The sequence below is a fragment of the Pseudomonas sp. PMCC200344 genome (genome assembly GCF_030053095.1).
GTDB classification, from domain to species: domain Bacteria; phylum Pseudomonadota; class Gammaproteobacteria; order Pseudomonadales; family Pseudomonadaceae; genus Aquipseudomonas; species Aquipseudomonas svalbardensis.
Map to the genome: position 1 here is coordinate 4,044,652 of NZ_CP125618.1, position 13,741 is coordinate 4,058,392.

Here is a 13,741-nt window from a genome sequence, read left to right on the forward strand (position 1 = left end):
GTCATGATTCTGCCTTGGCTAATCCTGATCCCCTTCATCGGCGGCCTGCTGTGCTGGATGGGTGAGCGCTTCGGCGCTACCCTCCCCCGCTGGATTGCGCTGATCACCATGTCCCTGTTGCTCTCCCTCGGCCTCTGGCTGTGGGCCAACGGTGACTATTCACTTGCCCCGGCGCCTGGCGCCGACCCGACCTGGGTGCTTGAGTTCAAGCATGTCTGGATCCAGCGCTTCGGCATCAGCGTGCACCTGGCCCTCGACGGCCTGTCGCTGTTGATGATCCTGCTGACCGGTCTGCTGGGTATCCTCTCGGTACTCTGCTCGTGGAAAGAGATCCAGCGTCACGTTGGCTTCTTCCACTTGAACCTGATGTGGATCCTGGGCGGTGTCGTCGGTGTGTTCCTCGCCCTCGACCTGTTCATGTTCTTCTTCTTCTGGGAAATGATGCTGGTGCCGATGTACTTCCTCATCGCGCTCTGGGGTCACAGTTCTTCGGACGGCAAGAAAACCCGGATCTACGCGGCGACCAAGTTCTTCATCTTCACTCAGGCTTCCGGCCTGATCATGTTGGTGGCGATCCTGGGTCTGGTCCTGGTCAACTTCGACGACACCGGCGTGATTACCTTCAACTACGCCGACCTGTTGAAAACCAAGATGTCGCTGACCACCGAGTACATCCTGATGCTCGGCTTCTTCATCGCCTTCGCGGTGAAGCTGCCAGTGGTGCCGTTCCACTCCTGGTTGCCTGACGCTCACGCCCAGGCGCCGACCGCGGGTTCGGTCGACCTGGCCGGTATCTTGTTGAAGACGGCTGCTTACGGTCTGCTGCGTTTCGCCCTGCCGCTGTTCCCGAATGCCTCGGCCGAGTTCGCGCCGTTCGCCATGACCCTGGGTCTGATCGGGATCTTCTACGGTGCGTTCCTGGCGTTCGCGCAAACCGACATCAAGCGTCTGGTCGCGTACTCCAGCGTTTCGCACATGGGCTTCGTGCTGATCGGCATCTACTCCGGCAGCCAACTGGCGCTGCAGGGCGCGGTGATGCTGATGCTCGCGCACGGTCTGTCGGCGGCGGCACTCTTTATCTTGTGTGGCCAACTCTACGAGCGCACTCACACTCGCGACATGCGTGAAATGGGTGGCCTGTGGTCGAAGATCGCCTACCTGCCAGGCGTCAGCCTGTTCTTCGCGGCGGCCTCCCTGGGCTTGCCGGCGACCGGTAACTTCGTCGGCGAATTCCTGATCCTGATCGGCACGTTCCCTGCCGCCCCATGGATCACTATCATCGCGACGTCCGGTCTGGTGTTCGGTTCGGTCTACTCGCTGATCATGATTCACCGTGCCTACTTCGGCCCGTCCAAATCGGACGTGGTGCTGCATGGCATGGATGGTCGCGAACTGATCATGGTGGTCGGTCTGGCAGCGTTGCTGATTTACATCGGCGTGTACCCGCAACCGTTCCTCGATACCTCTGCTGCGACGATGCATGGCGTGCAGCAATGGCTCGGCACCGCCTTCACTCAACTCGCTTCGGCCCGGTAAGAGCGCTATGGAATTCACGACTCAACACTTTATCGCGCTTGCGCCGTTGTTGATCACCAGCGTCACGATCATCGTGGTGATGCTGGCGATCGCCTGGCGCCGCAACCACTCGCAGACCTTCCTGATTTCCGTGGCGGGTCTGAACCTGGCGTTGCTTTCGATCCTGCCAGCCCTGAAAGTCGCGCCTCTGGCCGTGACCCCACTGCTGCAGATCGACACCTTCGCTTGCCTGTACATGGCGCTGATCCTGGTCGCCACCCTTGCTTGTGTGACCCTCGCCCACGCCTACCTCGGCGATGGCGGTTCGGGGTACCCCGGCAACCGTGAAGAACTTTACCTGCTGATCCTGATGGCCGCCGCCGGTGGCCTGGTACTGGTCAGCGCGCAGCACCTGGCCGGGTTGTTCATTGGTCTGGAACTGCTCTCGGTACCGGTCTACGGTCTGGTGGCTTATGCCTTCTTCAACAAGCGTTCGCTGGAAGCCGGTATCAAGTACATGGTGCTGTCGGCCGCCGGTTCTGCGTTCCTGTTGTTCGGCATGGCCCTGCTCTACGCCGACTCCGGCAGCCTGAGCTTCGTCGGTATCGGCCAGGCGCTGGCGGCTACTGGTCTGCCAAGCTCGCTGGCGCAACTGGGCCTGGGCATGATGCTGATCGGTCTGGCGTTCAAGCTGTCGCTGGTACCGTTCCACCTCTGGACCCCGGACGTCTACGAAGGTGCTCCGGCGCCGGTCGCAGCGTTCCTGGCCACCGCTTCGAAAGTCGCTGTGTTCGCAGTAATGGTGCGTCTGTTCCAGATCTCGCCCGCGGCGAGCAGCGGTGTACTCAGCGACGTGCTGACCATCATCGCCATCGCGTCGATCCTGTTCGGTAACCTGCTGGCACTGACCCAGAGCAACCTCAAGCGTCTGCTGGGTTACTCGTCCATCGCTCACTTCGGTTACCTGCTGATCGCCCTGGTGGCGAGCAAGGGTCTGGCCGTGGAAGCCATCGGCGTGTACCTGGTCACCTACGTGATCACCAGCCTCGGCGCGTTCGGCGTGATCACCCTGATGTCCTCGCCTTACAACGGCCGTGATGCGGATGCCCTGTACGAATACCGCGGCCTGTTCTGGCGCCGTCCGTACCTGACCGCCGTACTGACCGTGATGATGCTGTCCCTGGCCGGCATCCCGCTGACCGCGGGCTTCATCGGCAAGTTCTACATCATCGCTACCGGTGTCGAGTCGCACCAATGGTGGCTGGTCGGCTCCCTGGTACTGGGCAGCGCCATCGGCGTCTTCTACTACCTGCGCGTCATGGTCACCCTGTTCCTGATCGAACCAAACCTGCGTCGCCACGATGCGCAACTGCACTGGGAACAACGTGCAGGCGGCGTGATGCTGCTGGCGATCGCTGCACTGGCGTTCTTCCTTGGTCTGTATCCGCAGCCGTTGCTGATCCTGGTTCAGCAGGCGGGGTTGGCGGGTTGATCGCTTAGCGGTACTTGGTAAAAACAGAAACGGCACCTTCGGGTGCCGTTTTTGCGTCTGTACGATTTGTTACCGCTGCACTCTCCTCTCCCCAAAATTCCCGAAAGCTCTCGCGGTAATACCCGCCTCGTCCTACATCCAGCATTGAGCACTTGTCTCTATCTTGAATGACTGGAGTATCGATAAATCAACGGGAGAGCGAACAATGAACCGTGACATCTTTTCCGAACTGGTAGACGGCCTCGACGCCTTGGCCGCTGAGCGTCAAGGTAATGTCACGCTGCTGACCTATCGAATGAAACGCTCCAAATCTCCTCCCGTCCCACTTGAAGAATCGCGCATCTTTACCGCCCCCCCAATATTCTGGCTATATTTGTCCAGAATATGGGAGAGATACCATGATCGTCGTTCCGTTGGCCGAAGCAAAAAACAATCTGTCCAAACTCGTCGATGACGCAGCCGCCGGGCAGATCATCACGATTGCCAAACATGGTCGGGCCCTTGCGCGTCTGGTTCCGGTAGGAAAACCCCGCGGCCAGCGTATCGGTGCGATGAAAGGCAAACTGGTGCTTCCCGAAGACTTTGACGCCTCACTGCCAGACGACATGCTCGATGCTTTTGAAGGCACTCAAGAATGAGGCTTCTGCTCGACACGCATATATTGCTCTGGACGCTCAGCGATGACCCCAGGCTATCCGGCAAAGCCAGAAAGCTCATTGAGAGTGCTGCCGACATTTACATCAGCGCAGCGACATTCTGGGAGATGGCGATCAAGGTCGGGCTGGGAAAGCTGAACGTTGACTTGGAGGAAATCCGGCAATACTGCCTCGAAAGCGGGTTCATCGAACTGCCGGTTACTTCAGAACATGCCATCGCCGGGAAAGACCTCGAACATCACCATCGCGACCCGTTCGACCGCCTTATTGTTGCAACTGCCATGATAGAACCGATGAAACTCCTCACCGCCGATCCATTGGTTGCCAGGTACACAGAATTGGCTGTTCTGGTTTAACCAAGCGGATAAAAAACGGCACCTCTCGGTGCCGTTCGCATTTCAAAGTCCAGCTGTTTACTTTCGCGCCGCCTCCCACGATTTCAGCAGTTCGGCATAGCTCACGGTTTCACCTTTAGGTTTCTCATTCGCCAGTTTTGGCTTCGGTGCACCCGGTTGGTCCAACCAGTACTGAGCATCGCGCTCGGGGTTCATTTTCGGTGCGCAGGTGGCTTGCGCCTTCGAGCGTTCCAGACGGGTCATGATCGCGTCCTGATCCTTGGCCAAACCATCCAGCGCCTGTTGCGGGGTTTTCTCGCCGCTGGCCGCTTCGGCGATGTGGCTCCACCACAGTTGTGCCAAACGCGGATAGTCCGGCACGTTGGTCCCGGTCGGAGTCCATTGCACACGGGCCGGGCTGCGATAGAACTCGACCAGACCGCCGAGTTTCGGTGCCAGGTCGGTCATGGCTTGCGAGTTGATGTCCGACTCACGGATCGGCGTCAGGCCAACGATGGTTTTCTTCAGGGATACGGTTTTCGAAGTCACGAACTGCGCGTACAACCAGGCCGCCAGTCTTTGCTTCTCTGGCGTGGATTTGAGGAAGGTCCAGGAACCGGCGTCCTGATAACCGAGTTTCATGCCCTCTTCCCAATACGGACCTTTCGGCGACGGTGCCATGCGCCATTTTGGCGTGCCGTCGGCGTTCATCACCGGCAAGCCCGGTTTGGTCATGTCGGCGGTAAACGCGGTGTACCAGAAGATCTGCTGCGCGATGTTGCCCTGGGACGGCACCGGACCGGATTCGGAGAAGGTCATGCCCGCCGCTTCCGGTGGCGCATATTTCTTCAGCCAGTCGACGTATTTGGTGGTTGCATAGACCGCCGCCGGGCCGTTGGTGTCGCCGCCACGGGTCACGCTGGAACCAACCGGATGGCAGTCCTCGACGCGGATGCCCCACTCGTCCACCGGCAAGCCGTTGGGAATGCCTTTGTCGCCAGCGCCGGCCATGGAGAACCAGGCATCGGTGAAGCGCCAGCCCAGCGACGGATCTTTCTTGCCGTAGTCCATGTGACCGTAGACGCGCTTGCCGTCGATTTCCTTGATGTCTTCACTGAAGAATTTGGCGATATCTTCATAGGCCGACCAGTTCACCGGCACGCCCAGTTCATAACCGTATTTTTCTTTGAATTTTGCTTTCAGATCCGCCCGCTCGAACCAGTCGGCGCGAAACCAGTAAAGGTTGGCGAACTGCTGGTCGGGCAGCTGATAGATCTTGCCGTCCGGCGCGGTGGTGAACGAGATGCCGATGAAGTCTTTGATGTCCAGGGTCGGCGAGGTGTAGGCCTTTCCTTCGTTGGCCATCAGGTCGGTGATCGATTCGGTTTTGCCGTAGCGAAAGTGCGTGCCGATCAGGTCCGAGTCATTGACCCAGCCGTCATAGATGTTCTTGTCCGATTGCATCTGGGTCTGCAGCTTTTCCACCACGTCGCCTTCTTGCAGCAAGTCGTGGGTCAGCTTGATCCCGGTGATCTCGGTAAAGGCTTTGGCCAACACTTTGGATTCATATTCGTGGGTCGCGATGGTTTCCGAGACCACTTTGATGCTCATACCGCGAAACGGCTCGGACGCCTTGATGAACCACTTCAGCTCTTCGAGCTGCTGGGCTTCGGTCAGGGTGGACGGTTTGAATTCGCTGCCAATCCATTTCTTGGCCGCATCTTCATAGGCATCGGCCCAGGCCGCAGCGCTCAAACCGCTGAGTGCCAGCATGGCTGCCAATGAAATGCTATGTCGCAGCTTATTGTTTTTGTCGAACATAGAGACCTCCTTTAGGGTTTCGGAGCAACATTGCCGATCGATTTCGACTAGCCCCAGCGCATCACAGCCAACAGCCACACCAGGGACAACGCGAACGCCACCCAGATGCTCCAGTCGGTGACGCCGATTACCAGCAAATGCAGGTAGGCGCTGCCGAGAAGACCGATAAACAACCGATCACCACGGGTGGTGGCAATCGGCAACAAACCACGCCGAAGAATGCTCGGCGAACGCAGTTCCCAGGTCGTCATGCCCACCAGGATCAAGGCAATGACACTGAAGAATGCCGCCGTAGGGCCGGTCCAACTCATCCATTCCATCATCAGCTCCTCAGACCCGGCCCAGGGCAAAGCCCTTGGCCACGTGGTTGCGAACAAACCAGATCACCAGCATGCCTGGCAGGATAGTCAACACCCCCGCCGCCGCCAGCACGCCCCAGTCGATACCGGACGCCGAGACCGTGCGCGTCATCACCGCTGCAATCGGTTTGGCGTTGACCGACGTCAGGGTTCGCGCCAGCAGCAGCTCGACCCAGGAAAACATGAAGCAGAAAAACGCCGTCACACCAATCCCGGAGCCAATCAGCGGAACGAAAATCTTCACGAAGAACTTGGGAAAACTGTAGCCGTCGATGTAGGCGGTTTCGTCGATCTCCTTCGGAACCCCGGACATGAAGCCCTCAAGAATCCACACCGCCAACGGCACGTTAAACAGGCAATGAGCCAACGCGACAGCGATGTGCGTATCGAACAAACCGATCGAGGAATACAACTGGAAGAACGGCAGCAAAAACACCGCCGGCGGCGCCATGCGGTTGGTCAGGAGCCAGAAGAACAGGTGCTTGTCACCGAGGAACCGATAGCGCGAGAACGCATACGCCGCCGGCAATGCCACGCTCAGCGAAATCACCGTATTCAGGCTCACGTAGTACAGCGAGTTGAGGTAACCGGTGTACCAGGCCGGATCGGTGAAGATCACCTTGTAGTTGGCGAAGGTAAAATCCTGCGGAAACAACGTCAGGCCGCTGAGGATTTCGGTGTTGCTCTTGAAGGACATGTTCAGCAGCCAGTAGATCGGCACCAGCAGGAACAGGATGTAGATCAGCAGCGGAATGAGCTTTCTTTTACTCATGGCAGACCTCAGCGGTTGGCGTCAGAGTGAGTCATGGCGGTGTAAAACAGCCAGGACACCAACAGGATGATCAGGAAGTACACCAGCGAGAAAGCCGCCGCCGGGCCGAGGTCGAACTGCCCGATCGCCATTTGCGTCAGGGTCTGACTCAGGAACGTCGTGGCATTCCCCGGACCGCCACCGGTCAGCACGAACGGCTCGGTGTAGATCATGAAACTGTCCATAAACCGCAACATCACCGCGATCAACAGCACGCTCTTGAGCTTGGGCAACTGGATGTGTCGGAAAACCGCCCAGGCCGATGCCCGATCAATCCGCGCCGCCTGGTAGTACACGTCCGGAATCGCCCGCAGCCCCGAGAAACACAACAGCGCCACCAACGACGTCCAGTGCCAGACGTCCATCACCAGCACCGTGACCCACGCGTCCATGGTGTTGGCCGCATAGTTGTAGTTGATGCCCATGGCCTTGAGGCTGGCGCCGAGCAGACCAATGTCCGCCCGACCGAAGATCTGCCAGATCGTGCCGACCACGTTCCACGGAATCAGCAATGGAATCGCCAGGATGATCAGCACCAGCGACGACCAGCGACCCTTGGTCGGCATGGTCAGGGCGATGGCAATGCCCAGCGGGATTTCGATCAGCAACACACAGCCGGAGTAAATGAACTGGCGCAGCAACGAGTCATGCAGGCGCGGATCGAGCAGCACTTGCCTGTACCAGTCCGCGCCGACGAAGTAGCGGCTGGACTGGTCGAAGATGTCCTGCACCGAGTAGTTGACCACCGTCATCATCGGGATCACCGCACTGAACGCCACCAGCAAAAACACCGGCAACACCAGCCACCAGGCCTTGTTGTTCTGCACCTTGTTCATGGCTACGTCTCCAAGAGATATTCGTCGGCATACACCATCAACCATTGCGCCGGAAAGCTGATGTAGGCGGTTCCCTCAGGTACAGGCTTATCTTCGGCCAGGCGCACTTTCAAAGGGGCGCCGTCGAGGTTGAGGGTCATGATCTTGTAGGTACCGAGGTCTTCGACGTGTACGACCTGTGCCTGCATCGCCTCATCAAACGGCTCGTCCCACACATGCACGAACTCCGGACGGATGCCGACCTTCAGGGTTTTCCACTCGGACTCGGTAACGCGTTTCTGCTGAGCATCGGAAAGCGGCAAATGAGTCGAGGCGAAACCGACACCGCCGGGCTGCGGCTTCACCTCGATCAGGTTCATCCCCGGACTGCCGATGAAGTAGCCGACAAAGGTATGGCTCGGTCGCTCGAACAGTTCTCTCGGCGTACCGAATTGCACAATCTGCCCGCCGTACATCACCGCGATCTTGTCGGCGAAGGTCGAGGCTTCGAGCTGATCGTGGGTGACGTAGACCATGGTGATGTTGAACTGCTCGTGGATCTGCTTGAGCTTGCGCCTCAGCTTCCACTTCAGGTGCGGGTCGATCACGGTCAGCGGTTCATCGAACAGGATCGCCGACACGTCATCGCGCACCAGCCCACGGCCCATGGAAACTTTCTGCTTTTCATCGGCGGTGAGGTTGCGCGCCTTCTTGCTCAGCAGCGTCTGAAGGTCGAGGACTTCGGCGATTTCCTGCACCTTGCTGTGAATTTTCGCCTCGGCCATGCCCTGATTGCGCAGTGGGAAGGCCAGGTTGTCGAACACCGTCATGGTGTCGTAGACCACCGGAAACTGGAAAACCTGGGCGATGTTGCGCTTCTCCGGGGTCAGGTCGTTGACCACTTTGCTGTCGAACAGCACCTGACCCTGGGACGGACTGAGCAATCCGGAAATGATGTTGAGCAAGGTCGACTTGCCGCAGCCCGATGGCCCGAGCAAGGCATAAGCACCGCCCTGCTCCCAGACGTGGTCCATCTCACGAATCGCATAATCCTCGGGGCCGGTCGGCGTGCGGGTGTAACTGTGCGCAAGGTGCTGCAAACGGATTTCGGCCATCAGGCAACCCTCGCGATACGGCGACCGGGCGCCTGGACCAGCCGCCCCTGCGTATCGAAGACAAACAGTTTATGGGTCGGGATATAGATACGAATCGGCGCATCGACGTCGTATTCGTGAACGCCGGGCAAGTGCAGCACCAACAGGAAATGTTCGTTGCGCACATGGAGGAAGGTTTCCGACCCGCTGATCTCGGCCACCTCGACGGTCACCGCCAACTCCAGGTCATCGTCGTTGCTCGGCACCAGCGAAATATGGCTGGGCCGTACGCCAAAGCGGAACTCGCCCTCGCCCACCGGCCGCAAATCGACGTTCAGCGGGAAGTGCACGAAATTGGCGAAGCTGACTTCGTTGCCGGCGATACGCCCCGGCATCAGGTTGATCGGCGGCTCGGAGAACAGCTCCGCCGCCAGCACGGTTTGCGGCTGGTGATAAACCTCGGAAGACTTGCCGCTCTGGATCACCCGGCCTTCGTGAAGAATGGTGGTGGTGCCGCCCAGCGCCAGGGCTTCGTTGGGTTCGGTGGTGGCGTAGATGGCGATGGTGTGGTGAGCCTTGAACAGCTCACGCATTTCCTGACGCAGTTCTTCGCGCAGTTTGTAGTCGAGGTTCACCAGCGGCTCATCGAACAGGATCAGTTCGGCATCCTTGACCAGCGCCCGGGCCATGGCCGTGCGCTGTTGCTGACCACCTGAGAGTTCAAGCGGATGACGCTGGAGGAATTTCTCGATGCGCAACATCTTCGCGGTTTCCAGCACCTTGCTCTGGATCAGCTCATTGGAAACGCCGCCCTGGCGTAATGGCGAGGCGATGTTCTCGAACACCGTCATGGTCGGGTAGTTGATGAATTGCTGATAGACCATCGACACATTGCGCAAACGCACCGGGCGCTGGGTGACGTCGACGCCGTTCATCAGGATGCGACCGCTGTCAGGCTTGTCCAGACCGGCCATCAGGCGCATCAGACTGGTTTTGCCGGACAGCGTGCGCCCGAGCAAAACGTTGAAGGATCCGGCTTCGAAACTAAGGCACGCATCGTCGATCCAGGTCTGGCCCTCGACGGTGCGGCTGACGTGCTCCAGGGTTAATGACATGGCTCGGCCTTTTTATTATTGGAGTCAAGCGACCTGACCAACAGAGCGACATTCGTGCCAGAAATTGCAAGCCGTTGATCCGGCTTGAGAATCCTGCAAATGGAAGAAAAACAGCGTTCGTTGCTGAACAGAAATGAACAACCGCGACTGAACAATTGAACAACCCGGCGGTTGACAATGAACAATAGTGAACAACACTCTACGGATGCTTTAGCGACACGATTATCCGAATTCACCACGATCCTGTGTAGCAGCTGGCGAAGCCTGCGTTCGGCGACGCAGTCGTCGTAAAACCTGTATACGCGGTAATCCTGATACACCGCGCCGCCTGATTTCACGACGGCTTCGCCGCCGAACGCAGGCTTCGCCAGCTGCTACATGAATCGCGTTACTCATAACAATAATAATGCTCAGAGATCGACTGCCATGGCCGCACCCGCCTTGCCGCTCTCCCACGACGCCATCATCCAGGACTCCTGGTCCCGTTGCCGCGCGTTCGGCCTCAATCATCAGAGCGCACCGGCGTTTGATCAGTTGCCGGCCGAGGGCATCGCGCAATTGCTGGAGAGCCAGCACTCACTGGTGCAAACCACTCACCAGGAAGTCCTGCCGTACTACGAGAACATCCTCAGCAACTCCAACTGCCTGATCATGCTCGCCGACAATCAGGGCCAGGTGCTGACGTCCTGGGGTACCCAGCGTTTTATCGAGCCGAACCTGACCCGCGGTTTCAGCGCCGGTGCCAGCTGGATGGAACGCTGCAGCGGCACCAATGCGATCGGCACCGCCCTGGCCTGCGAGCAGGCGGTGCACATCGAGCACGATGAACATTTCCTCAAGGCAAACCGTTTCATGACCGGTTCCGCCGCACCGATTTTCGATGCCGAACGCAAGGTGATCGCGGTGCTGGATGTGTCGAGCGACAGCTACCTGCCGCCGTCCCACACGCTTGGCATGGTCAAAATGATGAGTCAGACCGTGGAAAACCGGCTGATCCTCAACCTGTTCCATGGCCAGCATTTCCAGCTGACCTTCAACACCGGGCTCAACAACCTCGACAGTCAATGGGCCGGACTGCTGATCTTTGATGAAACCGGTCAGGTGCTGTCTGCCAACCGCAGGGCCGACAATCTGCTGGGCATCAGCCTGTCGCGGGTCAGTGTCGAAAGCCTGTTCAAGGTCTCGCTGCTGGAATTGCTGAACCAGCCGGATGGCCTGCCCTTCGCCTTGCAAACCTCGGGACGCAACCGCTTCCAGTGCCTGTTGAAGCGGCCAAAACAGGCAGTGATTCAGGCGCGGCTGTTTTCTGAGACAAAGAGCGCAGAACCCACGCTCGCGACACCGGCAGCGATCAGTCTCAATACCCTGCATTTCGGTGACAACCGCGTGGAAAAAGCCGTGCGCCAGGCCGAGCGGTTGTTGGAAAAAGACATTCCGTTGTTGATCCACGGCGAAACCGGGGTCGGCAAGGAAGTCTTCGTCAAAGCCCTGCATCAGGCCAGCTCTCGGAGTAAAAAACCCTTCATTGCCGTCAACTGTGCAGCGATCCCCGCCGAACTGGTGGAGTCCGAGCTGTTTGGTTATGAGAAAGGTGCGTTCACCGGCGCCAACCAGAAAGGCAGCATCGGGCTGATCCGCAAGGCTGACAAAGGCACCCTGTTCCTTGATGAAATCGGCGATATGCCATTGCCGACTCAGGCTCGACTGCTGCGAGTGTTGCAGGAGCGTTGCGTGCAACCGGTGGGCAGCAGCGAGTTGTTCCAAGTGGATATACGGATTATTTCGGCAACTAACCGCTCATTGCGCGAGCAGGTTCAGTTGGGGCGCTTCCGCGAGGATTTGTATTACCGGATTGGTGGTTTGACCCTGGAACTGCCGCCCTTAAGAGAACGCAGTGATAAAGAGGCCTTGTTCAAACGTCTGTGGGAACAACACCGTGAGCCGAGCCAATGGGCCGGCTTGAGCAGAGAGGTATTGGAGTTGTTCGGGCGCCACCCGTGGCCGGGGAATTTAAGACAGGTCAGCAGCGTGATGCAGGTAGCGCTGGCCATGGCCGAGGAACAACCGGTGCGGCGGGAACATTTGCCGGATGATTTTTTTGTGGATCTGGAGATGGAGCCGTTGGATTTACCGGAGCCGTTGGCGGTGGATTTGAATGATGCCGAGGATTTGAATCGGCAGTTGCAGGCGGCCGGGGGGAATATCTCCCATTTGGCCCGCAGGCTTGGGGTTAGCCGAAATACCCTTTATAAGCGGCTGCGACAACTTGGAGATTGAGTGAGCCAGACTACCCTCACCCCAGCCCTCTCCCGGGGGGAGAGGGAGCCGACCGAGGTGCCTGGCGTCATACATCGACCTGAAAAACCGAGTTGATTATGGATTCGGCACAAATCGTTCAGGTCGGTGTGTCGTGGTCAACTAATTCCGGACACCTCGATAGGTGATTTTGATGCCATCGCCCGTTCATAAACTGTCGGTGGCAGATATCCCAGTTTCGAGTGCAGCCGTTCGTTGTTGTAAAACCCAACGATGTACTCAGTGATGTCGCGTATCGCCTCGCCATGGTTGGCGTAATCACGTCGCCATACCCGCTCCATTTTCAAGCTCAGGAAGAAGCGCTCCATCACTGCGTTATCCCAGCAGTTACCTTTACGGCTCATGCTTTGCTGCATGTCACTTCTTGCCAGCAGCGCTCTGTAGCTCGCACTCGCGTACTGGCTGCCGCGATCCGAGTGGGCGATCAAGCCGGGTGGCGGTTGACGTTGAGCAACCGCCAGCTGCATTGCACTGCACACCAGTTCAGCGGGCATGTTCGGCGCCATTGACCAGCCCACTACCTTGCGTGAGAACAAGTCCAGCACCACAGCCAGATACAGCCAGCCACTGCGGGTTCGGATGTAGGTAATGTCTGCTACCCAGGCCTTGTTCGCCGCCTCGGGTTCAAATTGGCGGTTCAATACATTTTCAGCAATCGGCAGGTCATGTTTGCTGTCGGTGGTGTGCACAAATTTACGCTTCCAGGCCGAACGCAGGCCGTTGACGCGCATCATGCGGCGAATCTTGTAAATGCCTACTTCCATACCCTTTGCACGTAACGCTTTACGCAATGGGCGACTGCCATAGCAGCCGCCACTTTCAGCAAACGACGCCTTGAGTTGCAGAGCAACGGGGCAGATCGATGCAGGAGCCTCAGCGCGCTTGTTGGCCTCGTAGAAGCCGGATCGACTAACCCCCAACAAACGACACACATACGCCACCGAATAAGCCTTCTGTTGCAGCTGCCGAACCAAGCGGTACGTTACTTCAGCTCGCGGGCAAAGAAGGCGGTGGCTTTTTTTAATACATCGTTATCCATCTTGAGTTGACGGTTTTCTTGCTCCAACTGACGAATACGCTGTTGCTCAGAGGTCAACGGCTTGCCGATCCCGGCTTGTCCCAACTTCTCGGCCTCATACTGTTGTACCCAGCGTCGAACGGCCGTATCACCAATATCAAGATCACGACAAACCTGTGAAACACTCAGGCCCTGGTCCTTGATCATCTTTACAACTTCCAGCTTGAAGCTGTCGTCGAATACTTTACGTTTGTCGGTCATGGAGAACTCCTCAATAGGTGCATTTTCCACCTATCGGGGTGTCCGGGGAAATTAGACCACTGCAGTGTATCTCTTGAGCATCCCCCAATCAGTCCCCTCTCCTGGGGGAGAGGGTTAGGGTGAGGGCGAAATT

Annotated in this window: 12 protein-coding genes and 1 pseudogene; 6 read left to right on the forward strand and 7 right to left on the reverse strand. The window is 58.1% G+C overall.

Annotation, left to right across the window (positions count from 1 at the left end; all coding sequences use genetic code 11):
• Nucleotides 1-3 precede the first annotated feature (3 nt).
• The 5 genes and pseudogenes from nuoM to QFW87_RS18490 all read left to right on the forward strand — a co-directional run bounded on the left by nuoM (nt 4) and on the right by QFW87_RS18490 (nt 4,019).
• On the forward strand, nt 4-1,536 hold the full coding sequence (nuoM, locus tag QFW87_RS18475; protein ID WP_283188480.1) for an NADH-quinone oxidoreductase subunit M: 1,533 nt from the start codon (nt 4-6) through the stop codon (nt 1,534-1,536).
• A 7-nt stretch (nt 1,537-1,543) separates the two neighbouring features.
• On the forward strand, nt 1,544-3,007 hold the full coding sequence (gene nuoN, locus QFW87_RS18480) for an NADH-quinone oxidoreductase subunit NuoN (RefSeq protein ID WP_095128989.1): 1,464 nt from the start codon (nt 1,544-1,546) through the stop codon (nt 3,005-3,007).
• A 205-nt stretch (nt 3,008-3,212) separates the two neighbouring features.
• A pseudogene (locus QFW87_RS29865) lies at nt 3,213-3,308 on the forward strand (prevent-host-death protein); the annotation flags it as partial.
• Nucleotides 3,309-3,405: 97 nt separating this feature from the next.
• Complete coding sequence (locus QFW87_RS18485; protein ID WP_026286363.1) at nt 3,406-3,645, forward strand: type II toxin-antitoxin system prevent-host-death family antitoxin; 240 nt, start codon at nt 3,406-3,408, stop codon at nt 3,643-3,645.
• A complete protein-coding gene (locus QFW87_RS18490; RefSeq protein WP_283180874.1) occupies nt 3,642-4,019 on the forward strand; it encodes a type II toxin-antitoxin system VapC family toxin in 378 nt (125 codons plus the stop codon). Before QFW87_RS18485 ends, QFW87_RS18490 begins: the two co-directional genes overlap by 4 nt.
• 57 nt (nt 4,020-4,076) lie before the next feature.
• On the opposite strand, the gene QFW87_RS18495 is transcribed toward QFW87_RS18490, so the two are convergent.
• The 6 genes from QFW87_RS18495 to QFW87_RS18520 are packed head-to-tail and all read right to left on the reverse strand — an operon-like array spanning nt 4,077 to nt 10,013.
• Entirely contained in the window at nt 4,077-5,819 is a 1,743-nt protein-coding gene (locus QFW87_RS18495) for an ABC transporter substrate-binding protein (protein ID WP_283188481.1), read from the reverse strand.
• A 47-nt stretch (nt 5,820-5,866) separates the two neighbouring features.
• Complete coding sequence (locus tag QFW87_RS18500) at nt 5,867-6,139, reverse strand: DUF2160 domain-containing protein (RefSeq protein ID WP_008146061.1); 273 nt, start codon at nt 6,137-6,139, stop codon at nt 5,867-5,869.
• A gap of 10 nt (nt 6,140-6,149) precedes the next feature.
• The gene (locus tag QFW87_RS18505) at nt 6,150-6,950 is read right to left on the reverse strand and encodes a carbohydrate ABC transporter permease (protein WP_017339615.1); all 801 of its coding nucleotides are present in this window, start codon (nt 6,948-6,950) and stop codon (nt 6,150-6,152) included.
• Between the two features lie 8 nt (nt 6,951-6,958).
• The gene (locus QFW87_RS18510; protein ID WP_074878246.1) at nt 6,959-7,825 is read right to left on the reverse strand and encodes a sugar ABC transporter permease; all 867 of its coding nucleotides are present in this window, start codon (nt 7,823-7,825) and stop codon (nt 6,959-6,961) included.
• Between the two features lie 2 nt (nt 7,826-7,827).
• Nucleotides 7,828-8,919 (reverse strand): ABC transporter ATP-binding protein, encoded by a 1,092-nt coding sequence (locus QFW87_RS18515; RefSeq protein ID WP_283188482.1) that lies wholly within the window; start codon nt 8,917-8,919, stop codon nt 7,828-7,830.
• Nucleotides 8,919-10,013, reverse strand: coding sequence for an ABC transporter ATP-binding protein (locus QFW87_RS18520; RefSeq protein WP_008146067.1), 1,095 nt, complete (start codon nt 10,011-10,013; stop codon nt 8,919-8,921). The genes QFW87_RS18515 and QFW87_RS18520 overlap by 1 nt, the downstream gene beginning before the upstream one ends.
• 426 nt (nt 10,014-10,439) lie before the next feature.
• Here QFW87_RS18520 and QFW87_RS18525 point away from each other — a divergent pair, with 426 nt between their 5' ends.
• The gene (locus tag QFW87_RS18525) at nt 10,440-12,290 is read left to right on the forward strand and encodes a sigma-54-dependent Fis family transcriptional regulator (RefSeq protein WP_283188483.1); all 1,851 of its coding nucleotides are present in this window, start codon (nt 10,440-10,442) and stop codon (nt 12,288-12,290) included.
• A 137-nt stretch (nt 12,291-12,427) separates the two neighbouring features.
• Here the strand turns inward: QFW87_RS18525 and QFW87_RS18530 are convergent.
• Nucleotides 12,428-13,608 (reverse strand): IS3 family transposase gene (locus tag QFW87_RS18530; protein ID WP_283180883.1). Its coding sequence is split into 2 segments (ribosomal slippage): nt 12,428-13,353 and nt 13,353-13,608, totalling 1,182 coding nucleotides; the frame shifts between segments, so codons are not numbered across the junction.
• Between the last annotated feature and the right edge of the window lie 133 nt (nt 13,609-13,741).